Consider the following 18,218-nt stretch of genomic DNA (forward strand, 5'->3'; position numbering starts at 1 on the left):
TTTGCTTCCTTGAGAGTACGATCAAACAGGTTTAGGCAGGTTGGCAAGTGCCTGCGTATAGTCTTGGGCAATGCGGGCCACGATCTCCGCTGCAGGTAGGATTTTGGAAATCAGTCCGGCGCTCTGGCCTGCCTCGACCTTACCTGCCTCGACATTGCCGTCAAAAGCCGCAGCCTTGAGCGAGCTGGCCGTGAAGAGCACCTTGCGGTCTTCGTCGGACAGCCCTTCCACTTCCGCTTTCGCCATTCCCTCGGCGAACCGGTTGCGAATGACGCGGATAACGCCGAAGCCTCGACCAACTACCATCGTATCGCTGACACCCGCCTTGACCAGAAGATCCTGATAGGCCGGGTGCAGCCGCGCTTCGCGTGACATCATGAAACGCGAGCCGAATTGCGCAGCGCCTGCGCCGAGCGAAAGTGCCGCCGCAAGTCCGTGACCGTCTGCGAAGCCGCCGGAGAGGATCAAGGGCATGTCCGGTACCGCCTTGGCGATGGCGCGGCCGAGCACCAGGGTCGAAACGAGTTCCGGCGGAGGATGCCCGCCGGCCTCGCCGCCGACGGTGATCAGGCCGTCGACGCCGGCGTCAGCGGCCTTCCGGGCATGCACTTCACCGGATACGACATGCAGGCAGATCGTGCCGGCAGCCTTGAAGCGGTCGAGATATTTCTTCGGGCCGCCTTGCGATGCGATCAGGACCGGGATGCGCTTTTCCAGCAACAAGTCGATGATCGCCTCGGCGCCTTCGCGATAAAGGGGCAGGTTGACGGCGAAAGGCTTGTCCGTTCCGGCTTTGATCTCATCGATCGCCTCTTCCAGATGATGCGGAAACATCGGTCCTGCGGCCAACACGCCAAGGCCGCCGGCATTGGAGACAGCCAGTGGCAGAGCCGAGTTGGACGAGGCCCAGGACATGCCTGCCTGGATGATCGGCAGATCAATGCCAAGCAGTTTGGTGACATTGGTTTCGATACGCATGAGCATTCAACCTTCGATTCCCGCCAGCTTGCGCGCATGCGCAGCAAGCTGCTTCTTCTGGATTTTCGAGCTGGCGGTCATTCCGATCGCTTCGAAATCTTCCACGATCCAGACATGGCGCGGCACTTTGAACCCCGCCATCTCCTTCTTCGACCAATTGATGATTTCCGTGGGCGTCGTCGTGCAGCCCTCGTTCAGGATGACGAACGCGGCGATGACTTCGACGAGCCGTTCGTCCGGGACGCCGACAACCGCAGCCTGACGGATCAACCGGTTCTGGTGCAGGACGTTCTCGACATCGGCCGGGGAGACGTTTTCGCCGCCGACACGCACGATATCCTTCGTCCGGCCCATGAAGCGTAAGCGGCCGGATAAATCGAGAGCCCCAAGGTCACCGGTCGAAAGCCAGCCGTCGGTGGAGAGCGTGGCAACGGTTTCTTCCGGCTTGTCGAAGTAGCCTTTCATGACATTCCAGCCATGCACCTGGATTTCACCCGGTTCGTTCGGGCCGGCGTCGCGACCGTCTTCGGTGCGAATGCGGACCTCGACGCCGGTCTGCACCCGCATGGCGGCGCTGACGCGTAGGTCTTCCGGCTCCCACCAGCAAGATTGCGCGACGTTGGGCGAGGCCTCGGACAGCCCGTAACCGACCACGCACTCACGAGCGCCAAGTTCATCGATGACGCGGCGAACGATGGTGGGTGAAGCGGCCAGCCATGCGCCACGCAAAATGAGCTGGCGGGAAGGCCGTTCCAGATGATTCAGTAGCATTAGCGCCATCGTGTCGTTGCCGGAAAAATGTGTGCAGCGTTCCGCCTCCATCAGCCGTAATGCCTCGCCGGGCTCGAAACGGTCCATGCTGACCAGTGTGACCGCATGTTGCAGACAGGAGAGGATTGATAGCGTCGTGCCGGCAACATGGAAGAACGGTCGGGCACTGTGGAACCGGTCGCCTGATCGAAGGCCCATCCGAAGTCCAGAGAAGAAGGCATTCGGCAGCATGTTGCGATGGCGAAGCAGAACACCTTTCGGGAAGGAGGTGGTGCCGGAGGTGTATTGGATCAACAAGATGTCGTCCGGCTCGTCGCAAGGCTCAACGGGTTGGAGTTTTGAAGCGCATAGATCGTCCCAGCTTCGAGCCGCTGCCGGCACGTCATCGCCGATTACCAGAATCCGTTGCAGATCCGGCAGGGCCTCATGCGGCAAGGCGGTATCGATACCGGTACAAATCTCCCGCAGCATAGCGATAAAATCGATCTTTAGGAAACGATCGCAGGTGATAAGCGTCGAAACGCGAGACTGATTCAGCGCATAGGCCATTTCCGCATCAACGAAGCGAGTGTTAATAGGCACGGTGACCGCGCCGAGAGAGCCGATTGCCAGAAAGATGACAATCCACTCCGTGCAATTGCCGAGGCAAAGCCCGACATGATCGCCCTTCCTGACGCCGGCAGCTGCGAGCGCTGCCCGGGCGAGGGCGACCTTTTCTTCCAACTGGCTGAAGGTCAATCTTCCACCCGTCGCGACGATTGCCTCGATATCGGACGCGATCGCTGCCGATCGGCTCAAGGCGGACGAAACGGTGAGAGGACAAATTGCCTTGAGATCGAGCTCGCTCATTTGCTGCCCTTCCCGTCAACGGCCTGGGAAAACTTCTCGATGCCGGCCCGCCAGCCGCCATCGGCGAGATTGCGCGCGATTGCTGCCATCTCGATACGGATGCCGTTGCCGAGATTGGTTTCATGTCCGAGATCGACAGCCTGCTTGGTCAGCGCCATGGCAAGCGGCGGTACCGCTGCAATGCTTTCGGCAATTTCCTGGCCGACCTGCTCGAGCACATCGGCTGAAACGACTCGGGAGACAAGACCGCGCTGGTAAGCTTCGCCGACCGCCATGATGCGGCCGGTAAAAAGCAGTTCTTTCGCGTTCATGCGTCCGATTGCCCGTTGCAGCCGTTGTGTGGCACCGACTGTGCCCCATTGCGGCTCGGGAAAGCGGAAGGTGGTTTTTTCGGAGGCGACGACGAAATCGCAGCTCATGATAATCTCGCCGCCGGACCCGACCACCGGGCCTTGCGTCAGGGCCACGATCGGCTTGCTGCATCGGCCTATCGCATCATAGGCCGCAAACGAGGCCTGACGGCGGGCGATCATCCAGGCTTCGTCCTTGCCAGTCCGCTCTTTCAAATCCGCGCCGGCGCAGAAAACCGGGCCATTGGCCGAGAGAAGGATGACGCGGAGATCCTGATCGCGATCCAGTGTCTCGAACGTTTCGCGTAGCGCAAGGCACATGTCCAGATTGACGGCGTTGCGCGATTGCGGGCGATTGAGCACGACGCGCGCAATGGCTCCTTGGCGTATGACTGAGACGGCGTCCAGGCTCATCCGATTACTCCTTCCTCACGAAGCGCCGCGATTTCGGCGTCGTCGAGGTTCATTTCTTGGCTGAGAATGGTGTCGGTATCGGCACCCAGTAGCGGTGGACAGCCGATTTCGGGCGCATCGAATCCGTCGAAATTGACCGGTGTACGCAGCCCCTTGAACCGCCCTTCGGCAGGATGTTCGAACGTGCCCACGACACCGCGCGCCTGCATGTGGGGATCCTCAAGGATTTCGCGTGTCGTATTGATTTCGCCTGCCGGGATCCCGACCGCGCGCAACGCTTCGGCCAACGGTTTTCGTTCGCGGGCAGCTATTGCAGTGCGCAATTCGTCCATCACCCGCTTGCGATTGGCCAATCGCCCCGCGTTCTTGGCGAAGGACGGGTCTGCACCAAGTTCGTCAAGGCCGAGCACGTCGCATAGCCGGCCCCAATGCTGGTCGCTGCCGCTGATGTGCAGCCATCCGCCATCGCGGCACTGGAAGGCCGCGGAAGGGACGCGACCGGGATGTTCGGTACCGGAGCGGCCGATATCCTCGCCCAACGCGAAAAGGCGGGCAGCCGACAGTGCGAGTAGGCTTGCCTGCACATCCATCATCGCCAGATCGATATGGCATCCCTTGCCGCTGCGACCGCGACCGACGAGGCCGGTAAGAATGGCGATGGCGATCCAGAGGCCGGCCGTCAGGTCGGCGATCGGCACGCCAGTCTTGGCGGGCGGCGAGTCCGCGTGGCCGGTCAAATGCATGATGCCGGACAAAGCCTGAAACACGGTGTCGTAACCGGCGCGCTCCCGGTAAGGCCCGGTCTGGCCGAAGCCAGTATTGGAGACGTAGATCAGGTTCGGATTGAGCGCCGCAAGGGTTGTGTAGCCAAGATTGAAGCGCTCCATGTCACCAGGCAGGAAATTTTCCAGCACGACATCATGCTGGGCAGCCAGCGTAGCGGCGATTTTCTGCGCTGTCGGCGATTTCAGGTTCAGCGTCATCGATCGCTTGGCGCGATTGAAAGCGAAGAAATAGGCGCTTTCGCCGCCGGGAAGCCGGGGTTCGAATGTTCGTGATTCGTCACCGCTACCCGGCCGCTCCACCTTGGTGACGGTAGCACCGAGTTCTGCCAGGATTTGGGTCGCCATAGGCCCGGCCAGAACGCGCGAGAAATCGAGGATACGAATGCCTTCGAGCGGTTTCATTTGGCCTCCTTGCGGAAACTACGCATTTTCGCGTTGAGATCTCGACCTGCGGACATTGCCTCGGCATAGGGAAGGTCGGCCACCTGATAATAGAGTGTCTTTGCCGCCGCCATGGCGAATGGATTGGCCACGGCCCAGGCTTCTGCAATCTCGATCGCCTTTTCGAGGACCTCTTCCGGCGCGGCAACGCGGTTGCAGAGGCCGAGCGCAAGAGCTTCTTGGGCACCGATCAGGCGACCGAGGCTGATCATCTCGAAGGCCGCCTTGCGTCCGAGCGACCTCTGAAGCCCGGTCATGACGAGAGCCGGGACGATGGAATGCTTGAGTTCGGGATAGCCGAATTTGAGATTACTCGCGGCCACCATCATGTCACAGCCGATGGCGAGGCCCGCACCGCCGCCGATGGCTGCACCCTGGACGGCCGAGACGACAGGCTTCGACAGACTTTGCATCATTGCCTGCGTCCGGCAGGTCAGGTCGGCTCGCTTTTCGACCAGATCCTGATTGGCGGGCGTCAACGTGTCGAATTCCGAAAGATCGGCGCCCGCACAGAAGGCCCGGCCATGACCTGCAAGCACAATGGCGCGAACTTCCGCGTCCTGATCGGCAGCGAGAAATGCATCGTGGATTGCTTGAGTGAGTGCGGTATTCAGTGCGTTGAGCTTGTCGGGACGGTTCATTGTGATGATGCGAACTGCATCACGGTTTTCGACACGAAGAACGGAAAATGGGTCGGTCATGCGCTGATCCTATGCCGCGAGATGGCCAAAGCCGCTACGCGCGACCCGGCTCAGGAGTTCACGCTTCAAGACGGCCTCACACCGGCGAGAGGCGTCCTGCAGTTTTTTGAGGTCGAGACCGGTATCGATACCTTCAGCCTCGAACAGATTGACGAGGTCTTCCGTCGCGACATTGCCGGTAAACCCATCGCCATATTTTATTTGCGTCGGATGGCCGCCGACACCGCCGATGGCGCTATCGAACCAGCGGCAACCCGCCTCGTAGGCCGCGTAGCAATTGGCAAGGCCGGTTCCGCGCGTGTCGTGAAAATGCGCAATCGGCACAATGTCCGGCAATTCGCGGGCGATGCGTTCGAAGAGACTTTTGACGGTCGCCGGTGTGCCGTGGCCTGTCGTATCGCAAACCGAGACATGCTTCACACCAAGCTCGGAAAAGCGAGAGAGGTCTGCCAAAATACTCTCCGGATCGACTCTGCCTTCGAAGGGGCAGCCGAGAGCCATGGAGATGACCCCGATCAGGCGGAACCGACCACCGGCAAGCCGCACCATTTCCGCGACATTGTCCCATTGGGCCTGCCGGGTGGCGTGAAGGTTTTTCTGTGTGTGTGACTCCGTGGCAGACACGAGAAGGCTGATTTCATCGGCGCCGTGGCCGGCGTCGAGATCGTCAAGCGCACGCTGCACTGCCTTGGGGTTGGGGCAGGTTGCCTTGTAATAAGCGCCCCGCTGCTTTCTGATGCCGGCCAGAACCTGAGAGGCATCCGCGAAGACCGGGACGTGCGTGGGACTGCTGTAGCTCGTCGCCTCGATGCGCGGAAAACCGGCATCCGAAAATTCGTCGATCAAAGAAATTTTTTCGGCAGTGGAGATCGAAGCTGTCTCGTGCTGCATTCCGTCACGCGCAAAACATTCGCAGATTGTGATTTCACTCGCCATGCCTCACCTCCATTCGGCTTGGCGATAGAGATGAATTTATTCGTTCACAATGTCAACTATTTTTATCATTGAAAGTTTCGTGCCCGCATTCTTCGTCAATGCTTTTCAAGTCTGACTGGGAGGCAGAATTTCGCAATTCGTGATAATATCTGCTGCTTGTGCGGGTAACGCGCCGCAGGAGTTCGATAAGTATCTGTTGCTCTGCGTTGCTAAGTGTTGCCAGCATTTGCTGATTGCGCTCAAACGATGCATCAAGGATTGCGCGTGACAGCGCTAGCCCTTCCGGGCTGAGTCTGAGAAGGATGCTGCGACCATCTTCCGGATTGGCAGTTTTGGCTATATAGCCCCGATCAATCATTGCCGAGACTGTGCGACTCATTTGGCTTTTAATTAAGCCACTATGCTTCGCTAGCTCCTGCAGCGGTACTTCTCCTAGATAATTAAGAACGGCGAGAACGCGCCACTCTCTTGGCGTTACGCCATATTGGGGTCGAATCGAAAGCGCCGCTATTCGTGTGGATAGACCAGCCAAGCGCTGTAGCTGAAAGGAAAACAGATCCCGAATGTCTGTCTCCTTATCTGAGTTATCATGGCGTTTGTCGAAATAGTCCCCGGAATTCGTCTTCAATTGATCGCGGTTTTGCACGGTCATTTCCTCTTGGGGTTTTCACTCTCGTCTATCTTTATGCGATTTTGGGTCGCCATGGCGAGCGTGACAAAATGTTATCGCAAATTAGTTGACAACGTGAACAATATAGTTACCTTCGTCAACCAGTTTGGCTTAAAGCTAACGACTTGTCGACCGTGCCAATCTGTCAGGGGAACGAGTGGCGGCACAGGGTCTTTTTTCGCGGAGGAGAAACAAGATGTTACAGCGGTACAAAGCGGCCTGCCTTCTTGGCGGAGCTATGATTGTATTAATGACAGTGCCCACGTTTGCGGCAGATACAACCTTGACTGTCGCGGGTTTTGGCGGAAATCTGCAAACAGATCTCCGCAAGACCATATGGCAGCCGGCGGCAGATTTGGCCGGCATTGAACTGCGTGAGGAGACCCATGACGGCCTGGCTGCCGTGCGGGTGCAGGTTCAGTCCGGTTCGCCTACCTGGGATGTCGTACATCTGGGCGCGGACGAGTGCGCTGTCGGTGGCAAGGAAGGCCTGTTTGAAAAACTCGACTATAAGGTGATCGACACGAACGGCTTCGACAAGCTCTCATATGGCGAAAACTGGATTGCGACCAACACCTATTCGGTCGTGCTTGCCTGGCGCACGGATACCTACAAGGACAAGAAGCCGAAAAGTTGGAAGGATCTTTGGGACGTCAAGAATTTCCCCGGCCGCCGTGCGCTCAGCACCTATCCGCAGGAAATGATGGAAATCGCGCTTCTGGCCGACGGTGTCGAGAAGGATAAGCTCTATCCCCTGGATACCAAGCGTGCGCTCGTCTCTTTGGAAAAAATTAAGAAGGACGTTGTCGTCTGGTGGTCGTCAGGCGCTCAATCGGCGCAATTGATCAAGGACAAGGAGGTCGACATGATGGCGATCTGGGGCAGCCGTGTCGCCAACGTCATCAAGGACGGCGCTCCGGTCGAGTTCACCTATCAGGACGCCATTCTCGGTTACGGATGCCTGGCAATTCTGAAGGGATCGCAGAACGCCGAAGCGGCACAGAAATTTATTGCCGGCGTCGTCTCGCCTGAGGTACAGGCACGCATCCCTGAAATGATGCCCTACTACGGACCGCCGAACAGCCGTGCCTTCGAGATGAAAAAATTCACGCCCGAAGTTCTGGCAAAGTCGAACATGTCGCCCGAGAACGTCAAGAAGCAGATATTCCTGAACGCCAACTGGTGGCGCGATAATAACGCCCTCGTCCGCGAGGATTATAGTCTGCTGATGTCGAACTGACGTCGATCGCATACGGAGAACGGCAATGACATCAGGTGCAGTCTCAATCCGCCAGATCTACAAGGTCTACGGGAATTATACGGCGCTGGACGGGATATCGCTTGATATCGCCGCAGGCGAGTTCCTGACACTTCTCGGCCCTTCCGGCTCGGGGAAAACAACGCTCCTGAACGTCATTGCCGGCTTCGAGCGACCAGACAGTGGTAGCCTTCGGGTCGACAATGCGGAATTCATCACCAAGCCACCGCATAAACGTGATCTCGGCATGGTGTTTCAAAGTTATGCGCTGTTTCCGCATATGGACGTCTTCGCCAACGTCGCCTATCCGCTGAAGTTACGAAAGGTCGATGTTCCGACCATCAAGTCGAAAGTCAAGAAGGCGCTGGAAACCGTGCATATGACCCATCTTGCCAGCCGTCGGATACACGAATTGTCCGGCGGGCAGCGCCAGCGTGTGGCTCTCGCCCGCGCCATCGTCTTCGAGCCCCGCCTGCTCTTAATGGACGAGCCACTTTCGGCGCTGGACAAGAACCTGCGTGAACATATGCAGATTGAGCTGAAACGCCTGCATCGCACGCTCGGCATGACGACTGTATATGTCACGCACGACCAGCAAGAAGCGTTGACGATGTCGGACCGTATTGCGGTCCTCGACCGCGGCCGGATCATGCAACTCGACACACCGAAAGCCATTTATGATGCGCCGAATTGCAAGTTCGTCGCGGGCTTCATGGGCGATACGCGCTTCGTGCCGATCGAAAAGAACGGGCCGGATTTCACACTGCGCGGCCAGCCGCTCAAGCTTGGAGCGACGCCACCGAAAGCCGCCGACGATATCTATCTTATGGTGCGCCCTGAACGGCTGCGCTGGCACGGCTCTGTCGAACGGGACAACCGTATCGAAGGCCAGGTCATCGATGTCACCTATCTTGGCGATAGCCACATGGTATCGCTCCAGCTTCCCCAAAACACGGAAATCTCGATCCGCCATACCGGTGCGGAGAACACGCCGCTACCCAGACCTGGCGACAGGCTGGCGCTTTGGATGACGCCGGAATCCAGTGTGATTGTCGAAGGAGAGCGGCCATGACCATGGCGGATGCGAATTTCTCCGTCGCACAACTCAATACGGATGTGCTGCAACAGTCTCGACGCAGGACCGGGCTTGCGTTTATCGGCCTGTCATTGCCAGCCTTCGTGCTGGTCATGCTGGTGCTGATCATTCCATTTTCCTGGTTGGCGTGGATGTCGTTTTATGATGCATCTGGCGCGCTTTCTGCCGAAAATTACGCGCGGTTGCTACGTCCAGCCTATGTCGATAGCTTTTTGACGACCTTCAAGGTGGCCTCAATCGTCACGGTTGTCTGCGTTATTCTGGGCTACCCGGTTGCCTATCTCCTTAGCCAGCTTCCGGAGAAGGTGGCACAGGTGTTGATGATCTTCATCATTCTGCCGTTCTGGACATCGGTTCTGGTGCGCACCTATGCATGGCTCGTGCTCCTGCAGAGGCAGGGGCTCATCAATACGTCACTTATCAATCTCGGGCTGGTTTCCGAGCCGCTGCCGCTTGTCAACAATCTCACCGGCACGGTCATCGGCATGGTGCACATCATGCTGCCCTTCCTCATCCTGCCGCTCTACGCGTCAATGAAGACAATCGACCCCATACTGCTTCGGGCCGCGTCTAACTGCGGCGCGTCGCCGGTTCAGGCCTTTCGGCAGGTGTTTCTGCCACTGTCCCTGCCGGGCGTTGCGACCGGCGTGGCGCTGATCTTCGTGCTCTGCCTTGGCTTTTACCTGACGCCGGCACTGCTTGGCGGCGGGCGGGTAGCAATGTGGTCGACCCAGATCGCCGACATGATCGCAAAATTCGCAAACTGGGGGGCGGCCAGCGCGCTGAGCGTCGTTCTGCTCATCGTTACCGGCTCGATCCTGTGGGTTGTCAACGCACTGTTCAGGGCGGCGAGCGTTACCAAGGGAGGCACCTGATGCTAAAATCTCCAGCCACTTCCACCCAGATAACCCATGGCGACCGGCTCTGGCTCTATGTTTTCGTCGGCATCATCCTGGCCTTCCTGATCATTCCATGCTTGATCGTCATTCCCATGTCCTTTTCGGATTCCCAATATCTCGAATTTCCTCCGCGAGTGCTTAGCCTACGCTGGTACGATGCCTTTTTCTCCTCGCCGGAATGGCGCCAGTCTGCCGTGGTTTCCTTCAAGGTCGCAGGCGCAACGACGGTGCTTGCGACAATACTCGGAACGCTTGCGAGTTATGGCCTTTTCAAGTCGGCCAATCTATTCAATCTTGTGATCCGCAGCGTACTGATCCTGCCGATGATGGTGCCATTGATCTTCGTAGCCATCGGTGTGTTTTTCGTCTTTGCCAAGCTCGGCATGAACAATACGCTGACCGGGTTGATCTTGGCCCACACGACGCTGGCCATCCCCTTCGTCATGATTGCCGTGACAAATGGCCTGAAGGGTTTTGATCTCAATCAGGAGCGTGCGGCCCGCAGTCTCGGAGCTTCCCCGGCTCGCGCATTTTTCACGGTCACTGTGCCGCAGATCAGGATCTCGATCTTCTCCGGCATGCTGTTTGCCTTCATCACCTCGTTTGACGAAGTCATTGTTTCGCTGTTTGTGTCCAGCGGCGCCAATTCGACGCTGACTAAGCGCATGTTCGCCAATATTCGCGACCAGGTCGATCCGACGGTCGCCGCCATCTCGTCCATGCTAGTCGTCGCCTCGATCGTCATTCTCATCGGCACGCAATTCGTCAAGAAATCGAAAGTGAGAACCGCGGACTAAGTGCTACGGGCTCATCGTTATAGGCCGGAAGGTCGTTCTTAGGAGGAAACCATGCTTCAGAACTCGCTTCGCGCGCGCGATATCGCCGTGCAGATTCATCCGCAGACCAATCTGGCCCTGCACGAAAAGGTCGGCCCGACGATCATGGCGCGTGGCGAGGGCGCCTATGTTTATGACGACGACGGCAAGCAATATATCGAAGGCATGTCCGGGCTATGGTGTGCGGCGCTCGGCATGAGCGAGAAGCGTCTCGTCGAAGCGGCGACACGTCAGCTCAACACGCTTCCATATTATCAGAACTTTGCCCATCGTGCGACAGAACCGGGCATCGAACTGTCGGATCGCCTGCTCCGGCTGTCGCCTGTGCCGATGTCCAAAGTCCTCTTCCAGAGTTCCGGTTCGGAAGCGAACGACACGGCCGTCAAACTCATCTGGTATTATTTCCATTCCCAGGGCCGCTCGGAAAAGAAAAAGATTATCGCGCGCAAGCGAGCCTATCACGGTACTTCGATTGCCTCCGCCAGCATTACGGGTCTGCCGCATCTGCATCGCGACTGGAACCTTCCGCTCGAAGGGTTCCTGCATGTGACATGCCCGCATTTTTACCGCGACGGTCTGCCGGAAGAAACGGAGGAAGAGTTCGCAACACGCCTTGCTGAGGAACTGGATGCACTGATCTTGGCCGAAGGCCCGGACACGGTGGCCGCGTTTTTCGCGGAGCCCGCCATGGGCACCGGTGGCGTCGTCCTGCCACCGAAAACCTATTTCGAGAAAATCCAGAAGGTCCTGAAGAAGCACGACGTTCTTCTGGTCGCCGACGAGGTGATCACGGGGTTCGGCCGCACCGGCAACTGGTGGGGGACGCAGACCTACGACATGCAGCCCGATATCATCACCTGCGCCAAGGCACTGACATCAGCCTATATGCCACTGTCGGCGATCCTCCTGTCAGAACGAATCTATGACGGCATGAAAGCGCAAAGCGAAAAGATCGGCGTTTTCGGCCATGGCTATACCTATGGTGCTCATCCGGTCGCCTGCGCTGTTGGCGTGGAAACCCTGCGCATCTATGAGGAAGACGGCATCATTGATGACGTGAAGCGGTTGGGCGCGCACATGGGCAAGCTGATGCATCCGCTGATCGACCATCCGCTGGTTGGCGAAGTGCGCGGTGTTGGCCTGATGTGGGGGGTTGAACTCGTGCGCAACAAGAAGACGCGCGAAGCTTTTGCACCGGACCTGCAATTCGGAATCGGCGTTCAGAACTACGCATTCGAAAATGGTCTCGTCTGCCGCTCGCTGGGCACAGCTATTGCCTTCGCGCCGCCACTGATCTCCACAAAAGAACAGATTGATCAGATTGCGGATCGTTTCAAACGGGCTCTGAACAACGCGCTTGATGATTACACGCGCTCGGGCGGGAAGCTGGACTGAAGCTGATAAAGGGAGGACAAATATGCTTGCCATTTGTGACAACCGTCAGTTTTTGCACAGACCTTTGACGAGATTAGCCGGTGGACGACTTGCACAAAATCCCGAACAGCCAGAGCGCATTGACTTGTTGAAACAAGGGCTGGCAGCAATCGGCGTTCAGCCCGTTTCTCCAACGGATCACGGACTCTCAAAAATCGCTGCTGTCCATGATGACGACTATTTGGATTTTTTGCAAAATGGGTTTGCCGAATGGAAAAGCTCTCCAGCTAATGGACCAGAGATGCGTGCGAGCGTGCATCCAACGGTTCAGATGAATCGCAAACCCGTCGATATTCTGGGTCGGGCCGGATACTACCAGGCAGATGCTAGTTGCGTGCTACTCGACGGTAGCTGGGAGGCATTGTATGCCAGCGCCAATACAGCCATCGAAGCCATGATGCGCGTACTTGAGGGGGAGGATAAGGCTTACGCGCTTTGCCGACCGCCCGGCCATCACGCATACGCAGATAAGGCCGGCGGCTTCTGTTATCTTAATAACACTGCCATTGCCGCGGAACTAGCTGCACGACGCGGTTTGCGCGTCGCAATCATTGATGTCGACGTGCATCACGGCAATGGCACGCAATCAATTTTTTACGAGCGATCGGATGTTCTGACGTTGTCAGTGCATGGCGATCCTGCTCACCTCTATCCCTATTATGCAGGCTATGAGGATGAGGGCGGAAAGGGGCAGGGAATCGGGTTTAACCGGAATTTTCCGGTGCCTTTGCACAGCGACAGTGAAACATATCTTGCCGCGGTTGACGCTGCCTGTACCGCAGCGCAAAGCTTCTCGCCCGACGTGTTAGTCGTCGCGCTCGGGCTTGATGCTTCTTCTTCTGATCCCTTTGCTTGCATGAACGTTGATGATGACGGTTTTAAACGTATGGGAGAACAGTTGGGCGGGTTGTCAGCAAAGACATTGGTTGTTCAAGAGGGAGGTTATCCATCGCCCAGTTTACCGCTGTTGCTACAAAGCTTTTTAACTGGGTTGACAGCCTGATCAAAACGAAGCTGCGATCCCGTTGTGAAACATTAAAGGCGACAGAGGTAATTTTGAAGCCCACTTCCGCTCGAGAGCGTCGCGAGGCCATCCAGTCGAAGGTGATTGAATGCGGATACTGTGTTTCAGCAGCTCCTGAAAGCGCGGCAGTACCGGTGAGTGAGCACTGATGAGGTCACTAGCTAACACCAATTGGTTCCTGCTGGAGTTGTTAGGTTTCTCGGCTAATCTTGGTCCAATCGATTTCAGCGAAATAAACAAAGGGGAAATGTTGTTCCGGTTTATTCCTGACGAAGGGCATAAAAACCGAAGTGGCTTTATTCATGGTGGTGTTATCATGACATTTGCTGATATTGCGGCAGCCAAGATTCTTCGCACAACCGATCCAACGTTTAAGTATACAATTGTGCAGACTGGTTATCAATGTTGTTATCCAATTGAATAACTGAACGGTAGAGTTCAAAACCCGTGAAACGCCATATCGAGCGCGGATACGATCTCGTCATGTGAAGCAGAAAGGTTTGTGACTGGGTTCTTTAATACGGACACCGGAATTGCCGACATAAACTGTGTAACCAACACATGCTCCTCTCCTTCAATCTCGAAGCTCGGATTGAGCCGCTTCGCCGGGATGGGGGCCAGCGCTTTAATAATTAGAGGGATGACAATACGTGTTTTCAGCTCATCCAGTAGGTCAGCCTGTACGTCGAGCACATAGCCGCCACTCGGATTGGAGTAAACGTCATATCTCGCCATTAGAATTGACGATAACGTTCCAGAGGTAAGCCATTTGCTTCGACGTAAGCATTAGAACTTTGCATTGCTGGACGATTTTCTTCTTTCCAAAGTGCTGACTTGGCAGCAGCTAGCGCCTGCGCAATTCCACTCTCGGCTGCACGCGAAATATTTATCTTATGTCGGCGCGCTTCAGAAAGAAGCTCATTATCGATTGAAAGATTGGTTGCGCGCTTGAATGTCCGGGCAGATTCCAGTTGTGGCATAAGATGTGCTCCTTTGGTCCGTAATTATATGCGCATATTTATGTGCATTCAATCGGAATCTGTATGTAACTCGTAGGCAGATATTGGCTCCGGACTAGCCGCATTTATGTGCATGATCACTGTCTCACGTTGTACCGTCCCACGTTCCGATGAAGACGCGGGGGTGCTCGATATAGGAACAACTGACGCGATCCGGTCGGGCGCGAGATACGCGAAACTCTGACTGGCAATCAAATGGTTGGATCGGCAATCAGTGATCACCGCTAACCCATTGTTCTCGGATGAACCGGACTGGCCGTTTCCGGCCCGTCAGAAGCGTATTGCGGAGAAGTTGGGGAAGTCCACAATTGATAGTCGGTGTAGCGGTATCCATGCATTGGCAGCATTGTTAATATGGCTAGCCGCGAACTGCCGTTGAAAACTGCAGCCTATATGACTAAGGAACCATTTCTAGCGACGCAGCCCAGTCTGAGCTAACAGCGGTGGCATCGCAGCCTTATTTGCTTTCTCCTTACATAAAGCGCATGGTGATTATCATGACAGCATTTGGAACGGGCGCTGTCATTCAGGCTTAAAATGCCTAGCCCCGCAACAAAGGAGGACAAAATGTCTTCCATCGCCTTGAACTCCAGAAACATTACTATGATTTCGCGCCTTCTTAGGGAGGCTCGCAAACCCGGCGACACACAAGATTTGCGCACCGATGCTGCACGCTATCTCGCGCGCCGGTTTCAGGAGGGAACCCATGATGAAGGTCGCCTACAGATCGCCCTGAAACAATTCATTAAGAAGCATCAAGCAATGGCAAAGGCCGCCGACCGTTGGGATGATGACGGCGGCGCGGTAAAAAGAGAAAAATAATGCCCCTTTCATTTCCAAACCCTAGCAGAAGTTTCGATGATTTTGAGGTCGGAGTACGCTTTGTCGGCTACGATGGAATGACCTCGGTTCCGTTTCTAATCGATAAAACCGCACTGGAGAAAAATGGCGTCATCGCAGCGACAGAATTATCGCTTCTTACTGCCTTCGACGCCTCACGGAAACTGATCTACGATGTTGCCCGCGAAGTTTATTCTCAGACTCGGCAAACTTCCTATCGGATCACTGTGGAGGACATGAAGTAAGTCCTTCTGCAAATCTTGAAGTAAAAGGTGAGCCTATCTGCGGTCACATTTCAGCCTCAGTTGCTTCGCTCGAATAAAAGGCGCATGGTACATGTCTCGACAGCCATTGAAACGGGCGCTGTCGGTTGCGAGTGTTAACTCCAGCCCCAATACAAGGAGGACATCATGTCTTCCAAAATTATCAAACCATATTTTGGCCCGACCGACTTCCGCATGATGCGGGAAATATTGAGGCGCGCTGGCTATCGGCTTTACGATACCGCAGATAACCGAGCCGCCCACCTGGCCGCAGCAAAGTTGCTCATTCAAGAATTCCAATCTGGTCGCTCGCCATCGCGAGCACTATCGAAGCTTTCTCGGCGTCATGCAACTGAGAATGTGGACGGATCTCCAGCCGTGATTTGAACCATCAACCGATTGGTTAGGCACACAAGAATTAATTAGTTCCTCAAGAACAGGAAGTTTTCAGAATGCCCCGTGGTCAGAAAAGAAGTAACCGAGAAACAAGAAAACCAAAGCAAGACAAGTCGAAATCGAAAGTTGCGTCAACGGAAGTTGTTGCAGGACGTTTTCCTACTCCTACCAATGACTTGATCAAAACCAAACGGCATTAGTTATAGCTGTGTCGCTCCACCAAGCGAGGTGGGGCGACAAGGTCCTCCTGAGAAAACACCCAGCCGTCATTCATCTAACAAAGGAGCCGAAGATCCGCTTTCTGTTGTGTTCCTGCGTAAACGGTCGCATAAAAGATGTGACTCCCGGCTGCCCTGAACTTCCTTTCACATGCTTCGACTGCTGCATTTGACCTGGTGGTGTAAACCAAATAAGTATTATTAATATTCATACTAATTATATAATGATTTCTATAGAAAATATTATATTTATATTGATAGTCGTACATTGTATATTTAACCATTGTTTATTTTTACTGGAAACAGCTAGTGTGAGGATAGTTCTATGACGACGTCTACTTTTAGTTCAACGGGGGATTTGTTTTGCGAAGGAAAGAATCTTGGATCTGTTCACTACAGCATTTCCATACTCACGGAAGGCGAAAAGACATTTACAAAAGGGATCATGTGGGCGAGCATGGACATGCTTCGGCAAGCTTATTCAGGCGAGCTTGTTCAGTTATCATCGGAAAAAGGCGACGGCTTGCTGAGCGTGGACGTACGAAACGTCGGCATACATGGAAGTGCAGACTTCTTTCTAGTGGGAAAGCATACGTTTTAGAGCCCCTGCATGACTGCGTCGGTGTTAACAGACGTAGGAGGCGAGCACCCATGCTACCAATCCGATATCGATGCATATTATGAGGAATGCAATCAGATACACGCCTATTTTACTATCCAGAAATTTGTGGCCTGTCGTTTTCTCCACTCCAGATTTGTCACCTATCATTGAGACGATACCACCCCCGACATACTCTCACGAAATAGGCCTCTCGGTCTCGATGAGAAGTCGACGCATTGGAGCTCAAATAGCTTTTCAACCAAGGCAAATGCGTCGAAGGCATGTGTTGGGCCAAACACTTTGCACTAAACGGTTCGCGGACCTTGTTTTCCATCCGCACAATATTCCGGATTGCGGGATAGAGCTGTTTGCGGCTGAACTCAGCCCTTTGCTCTCTCACCTCAACGCCTGTGATATTGGGGAACGTATAATATCAGCCACGGGCCAACCTCAACCGGAGCGTCTTTCGAGGAGGCCATCGAAGGACTGAGGACTTTGCCGTGACTTGCGGGGCCGTGTAGCCGCCTTCATTCTCCCAGGCTTCCAGTTCTCTTTGATTAGATTGAGACAAACGTTGGGCGCGAATAGCCAAAAGCATGTCCAGCATCTGCACAGGATCATGGCGGCCGTCGCTAAAGATCTCACAAAGGTGTTTGGCGGCTTCCAGGCGTGTCTCCGGTTTTTCGCACCCGTCCAGTGAATAGCCTGAGCGCTGCAAAAAAGCACGAAGCGAAGGGAAATCTTGAGGGCCAAAGTATGGTAGGTGGGAAGCGGAAGACATCGTGTGTCTCCCTTCACTTTTGGGGCCGGAGATTGTTCACTCCCAACGACAGCGCCCGTTTCAATTGCTGTGGGTAATAAACAGTGCGCCTTTTCGGATTAAAGCGCAAGCAGACATTTGATAGTTATCAAATTTAGAAATAATCGGATCAAAAATATATTAGATAATCATGAGTCGACGAAAATCAACGCGTCGCTTTATACTCTTGCATCTTCTCGATTTCGTGAATGAATTGTTCGGCATACTGAGCTGTATCAACATAGTTCGGTTCATTTGAACCAAGAGTATAACGGCGCGTAAATACCGCCTTTAGTCGATTCAGAAATTTGGGTTCAGTTTCAGCTAGATGGCCGATGAGAACCTGAAGTATTTGCTCGTGCGCAAGAACCTTTCGTTCCAGAGCTGTGGTGTCGTCAGCCATTGCGTTTACTCCTCGGTAAAGAATGGCGTGGCGACCGGGAACGTGAGAAACCGCCGCAAGAACGCCGGAGAATGTTCGCCAGCTGCGTCCAATCCTTTGATGGCGAAGTCATCTGTTCATGCGCGTTTCTTAGATCGCTTCTGCTGGCCGTGGTATCCTCATCGTGCCGTGGTCGTATAGAAACAGGTTCCCATCCAATGTTACGGTTACGTTGTTTTTTCATTATAGCCTCCTCAT

General features: G+C 55.1%; 21 protein-coding genes. 11 read left to right on the forward strand and 10 right to left on the reverse strand.

Annotated elements, in window-relative coordinates; translation table 11 throughout:
• Positions 1-21 precede the first annotated feature (21 nt).
• From FIB18_RS22260 to FIB18_RS22290, 7 genes are read right to left on the reverse strand one after another with little or no spacing between them, the layout of a single operon-like run.
• Positions 22-978 (reverse strand): NAD(P)H-dependent flavin oxidoreductase, encoded by a 957-nt coding sequence (locus FIB18_RS22260; protein ID WP_140022842.1) that lies wholly within the window; start codon positions 976-978, stop codon positions 22-24.
• Between the two features lie 6 nt (positions 979-984).
• Positions 985-2,598, reverse strand: a complete 1,614-nt coding sequence (locus FIB18_RS22265) for an AMP-binding protein (protein WP_140022844.1) — start codon at positions 2,596-2,598, stop codon at positions 985-987.
• Positions 2,595-3,362 carry an enoyl-CoA hydratase/isomerase family protein gene (locus tag FIB18_RS22270; protein WP_140022846.1) on the reverse strand — a complete coding sequence of 256 codons (768 nt, stop codon included), beginning with the start codon at positions 3,360-3,362 and terminating at the stop codon, positions 2,595-2,597. The genes FIB18_RS22265 and FIB18_RS22270 overlap by 4 nt, the downstream gene beginning before the upstream one ends.
• Entirely contained in the window at positions 3,359-4,549 is a 1,191-nt protein-coding gene (locus FIB18_RS22275; protein WP_140022848.1) for a CaiB/BaiF CoA transferase family protein, read from the reverse strand. The genes FIB18_RS22270 and FIB18_RS22275 overlap by 4 nt, the downstream gene beginning before the upstream one ends.
• Positions 4,546-5,289: an enoyl-CoA hydratase/isomerase family protein gene (locus FIB18_RS22280; protein WP_140022850.1), complete on the reverse strand. Its 744-nt coding sequence runs from the start codon at positions 5,287-5,289 to the stop codon at positions 4,546-4,548. The genes FIB18_RS22275 and FIB18_RS22280 overlap by 4 nt, the downstream gene beginning before the upstream one ends.
• A gap of 9 nt (positions 5,290-5,298) precedes the next feature.
• Positions 5,299-6,225: a hydroxymethylglutaryl-CoA lyase gene (locus tag FIB18_RS22285; protein WP_140022852.1), complete on the reverse strand. Its 927-nt coding sequence runs from the start codon at positions 6,223-6,225 to the stop codon at positions 5,299-5,301.
• A gap of 52 nt (positions 6,226-6,277) precedes the next feature.
• Positions 6,278-6,871, reverse strand: coding sequence for a MarR family winged helix-turn-helix transcriptional regulator (locus tag FIB18_RS22290; protein WP_158295729.1), 594 nt, complete (start codon positions 6,869-6,871; stop codon positions 6,278-6,280).
• Positions 6,872-7,145: 274 nt separating this feature from the next.
• Here FIB18_RS22290 and FIB18_RS22295 point away from each other — a divergent pair, with 274 nt between their 5' ends.
• From FIB18_RS22295 to FIB18_RS22325, 7 genes are all read left to right on the forward strand, one after another.
• A complete protein-coding gene (locus tag FIB18_RS22295; RefSeq protein ID WP_158295730.1) occupies positions 7,146-8,135 on the forward strand; it encodes an ABC transporter substrate-binding protein in 990 nt (329 codons plus the stop codon).
• 25 nt (positions 8,136-8,160) lie between these two features.
• A complete protein-coding gene (locus FIB18_RS22300; RefSeq protein WP_140022858.1) occupies positions 8,161-9,225 on the forward strand; it encodes an ABC transporter ATP-binding protein in 1,065 nt (354 codons plus the stop codon).
• Complete coding sequence (locus FIB18_RS22305; protein ID WP_140022860.1) at positions 9,222-10,124, forward strand: ABC transporter permease; 903 nt, start codon at positions 9,222-9,224, stop codon at positions 10,122-10,124. The genes FIB18_RS22300 and FIB18_RS22305 overlap by 4 nt, the downstream gene beginning before the upstream one ends.
• Positions 10,124-10,945 (forward strand): ABC transporter permease, encoded by an 822-nt coding sequence (locus FIB18_RS22310; protein WP_140022862.1) that lies wholly within the window; start codon positions 10,124-10,126, stop codon positions 10,943-10,945. The genes FIB18_RS22305 and FIB18_RS22310 overlap by 1 nt, the downstream gene beginning before the upstream one ends.
• A gap of 51 nt (positions 10,946-10,996) precedes the next feature.
• A complete protein-coding gene (locus tag FIB18_RS22315; protein WP_140022864.1) occupies positions 10,997-12,379 on the forward strand; it encodes an aspartate aminotransferase family protein in 1,383 nt (460 codons plus the stop codon).
• Positions 12,380-12,401: 22 nt separating this feature from the next.
• Positions 12,402-13,421 (forward strand): histone deacetylase family protein, encoded by a 1,020-nt coding sequence (locus FIB18_RS22320; RefSeq protein WP_140022866.1) that lies wholly within the window; start codon positions 12,402-12,404, stop codon positions 13,419-13,421.
• Between the two features lie 169 nt (positions 13,422-13,590).
• Positions 13,591-13,866 (forward strand): PaaI family thioesterase, encoded by a 276-nt coding sequence (locus FIB18_RS22325; protein WP_140022868.1) that lies wholly within the window; start codon positions 13,591-13,593, stop codon positions 13,864-13,866.
• 14 nt (positions 13,867-13,880) lie between these two features.
• On the opposite strand, the gene FIB18_RS22330 is transcribed toward FIB18_RS22325, so the two are convergent.
• Positions 13,881-14,177: a CcdB family protein gene (locus FIB18_RS22330; RefSeq protein WP_140022870.1), complete on the reverse strand. Its 297-nt coding sequence runs from the start codon at positions 14,175-14,177 to the stop codon at positions 13,881-13,883.
• Positions 14,177-14,422: a type II toxin-antitoxin system CcdA family antitoxin gene (locus tag FIB18_RS22335; protein WP_140022871.1), complete on the reverse strand. Its 246-nt coding sequence runs from the start codon at positions 14,420-14,422 to the stop codon at positions 14,177-14,179. Before FIB18_RS22335 ends, FIB18_RS22330 begins: the two co-directional genes overlap by 1 nt.
• Before the next feature lie 606 nt (positions 14,423-15,028).
• On the opposite strand from FIB18_RS22335, the gene FIB18_RS22340 reads away from it, so the two are divergent.
• The 4 genes from FIB18_RS22340 (at position 15,029) to FIB18_RS22355 (ending at position 16,779) form a co-directional block, all read left to right on the forward strand.
• On the forward strand, positions 15,029-15,283 hold the full coding sequence (locus FIB18_RS22340) for a hypothetical protein (protein ID WP_140022873.1): 255 nt from the start codon (positions 15,029-15,031) through the stop codon (positions 15,281-15,283).
• Positions 15,283-15,546, forward strand: a complete 264-nt coding sequence (locus tag FIB18_RS22345) for a DUF1488 family protein (RefSeq protein WP_140022875.1) — start codon at positions 15,283-15,285, stop codon at positions 15,544-15,546. Before FIB18_RS22340 ends, FIB18_RS22345 begins: the two co-directional genes overlap by 1 nt.
• A 165-nt stretch (positions 15,547-15,711) precedes the next feature.
• Entirely contained in the window at positions 15,712-15,951 is a 240-nt protein-coding gene (locus tag FIB18_RS22350; protein WP_140022877.1) for a hypothetical protein, read from the forward strand.
• Between the two features lie 552 nt (positions 15,952-16,503).
• Positions 16,504-16,779, forward strand: a complete 276-nt coding sequence (locus FIB18_RS22355) for a hypothetical protein (RefSeq protein ID WP_140022879.1) — start codon at positions 16,504-16,506, stop codon at positions 16,777-16,779.
• A gap of 965 nt (positions 16,780-17,744) precedes the next feature.
• On the opposite strand, the gene FIB18_RS22360 is transcribed toward FIB18_RS22355, so the two are convergent.
• Entirely contained in the window at positions 17,745-17,981 is a 237-nt protein-coding gene (locus FIB18_RS22360) for a hypothetical protein (protein WP_140022881.1), read from the reverse strand.
• Positions 17,982-18,218 lie beyond the last annotated feature (237 nt).

The sequence above is a fragment of the Brucella pecoris genome (genome assembly GCF_006376675.1).
GTDB classification, from domain to species: Bacteria; Pseudomonadota; Alphaproteobacteria; order Rhizobiales; family Rhizobiaceae; genus Brucella; species Brucella pecoris.

What these genes read in the sequence shown, in the direction of transcription:
- FIB18_RS22320 (WP_140022866.1), top strand. Translation starts at nt 12,402, where the DNA reads ATGCTTGCCATTTGTGACAACCGTCAGTTTTTGCACAGACCTTTGACG.
- FIB18_RS22345 (WP_140022875.1), top strand. Translation starts at nt 15,283, where the DNA reads ATGCCCCTTTCATTTCCAAACCCTAGCAGAAGTTTCGATGATTTTGAG.
- FIB18_RS22340 (WP_140022873.1), top strand. Translation starts at nt 15,029, where the DNA reads ATGTCTTCCATCGCCTTGAACTCCAGAAACATTACTATGATTTCGCGC.
- FIB18_RS22265 (WP_140022844.1), bottom strand. Translation starts at nt 2,598, where the DNA reads ATGAGCGAGCTCGATCTCAAGGCAATTTGTCCTCTCACCGTTTCGTCC.
- FIB18_RS22325 (WP_140022868.1), top strand. Translation starts at nt 13,591, where the DNA reads ATGAGGTCACTAGCTAACACCAATTGGTTCCTGCTGGAGTTGTTAGGT.
- FIB18_RS22360 (WP_140022881.1), bottom strand. Translation starts at nt 17,981, where the DNA reads ATGGCTGACGACACCACAGCTCTGGAACGAAAGGTTCTTGCGCACGAG.
- FIB18_RS22330 (WP_140022870.1), bottom strand. Translation starts at nt 14,177, where the DNA reads ATGGCGAGATATGACGTTTACTCCAATCCGAGTGGCGGCTATGTGCTC.
- FIB18_RS22305 (WP_140022860.1), top strand. Translation starts at nt 9,222, where the DNA reads ATGACCATGGCGGATGCGAATTTCTCCGTCGCACAACTCAATACGGAT.
- FIB18_RS22285 (WP_140022852.1), bottom strand. Translation starts at nt 6,225, where the DNA reads ATGGCGAGTGAAATCACAATCTGCGAATGTTTTGCGCGTGACGGAATG.
- FIB18_RS22310 (WP_140022862.1), top strand. Translation starts at nt 10,124, where the DNA reads ATGCTAAAATCTCCAGCCACTTCCACCCAGATAACCCATGGCGACCGG.
- FIB18_RS22275 (WP_140022848.1), bottom strand. Translation starts at nt 4,549, where the DNA reads ATGAAACCGCTCGAAGGCATTCGTATCCTCGATTTCTCGCGCGTTCTG.
- FIB18_RS22280 (WP_140022850.1), bottom strand. Translation starts at nt 5,289, where the DNA reads ATGACCGACCCATTTTCCGTTCTTCGTGTCGAAAACCGTGATGCAGTT.
- FIB18_RS22350 (WP_140022877.1), top strand. Translation starts at nt 15,712, where the DNA reads ATGTCTTCCAAAATTATCAAACCATATTTTGGCCCGACCGACTTCCGC.
- FIB18_RS22300 (WP_140022858.1), top strand. Translation starts at nt 8,161, where the DNA reads ATGACATCAGGTGCAGTCTCAATCCGCCAGATCTACAAGGTCTACGGG.
- FIB18_RS22335 (WP_140022871.1), bottom strand. Translation starts at nt 14,422, where the DNA reads ATGCCACAACTGGAATCTGCCCGGACATTCAAGCGCGCAACCAATCTT.
- FIB18_RS22315 (WP_140022864.1), top strand. Translation starts at nt 10,997, where the DNA reads ATGCTTCAGAACTCGCTTCGCGCGCGCGATATCGCCGTGCAGATTCAT.
- FIB18_RS22260 (WP_140022842.1), bottom strand. Translation starts at nt 978, where the DNA reads ATGCGTATCGAAACCAATGTCACCAAACTGCTTGGCATTGATCTGCCG.
- FIB18_RS22270 (WP_140022846.1), bottom strand. Translation starts at nt 3,362, where the DNA reads ATGAGCCTGGACGCCGTCTCAGTCATACGCCAAGGAGCCATTGCGCGC.
- FIB18_RS22355 (WP_140022879.1), top strand. Translation starts at nt 16,504, where the DNA reads ATGACGACGTCTACTTTTAGTTCAACGGGGGATTTGTTTTGCGAAGGA.
- FIB18_RS22295 (WP_158295730.1), top strand. Translation starts at nt 7,146, where the DNA reads ATGACAGTGCCCACGTTTGCGGCAGATACAACCTTGACTGTCGCGGGT.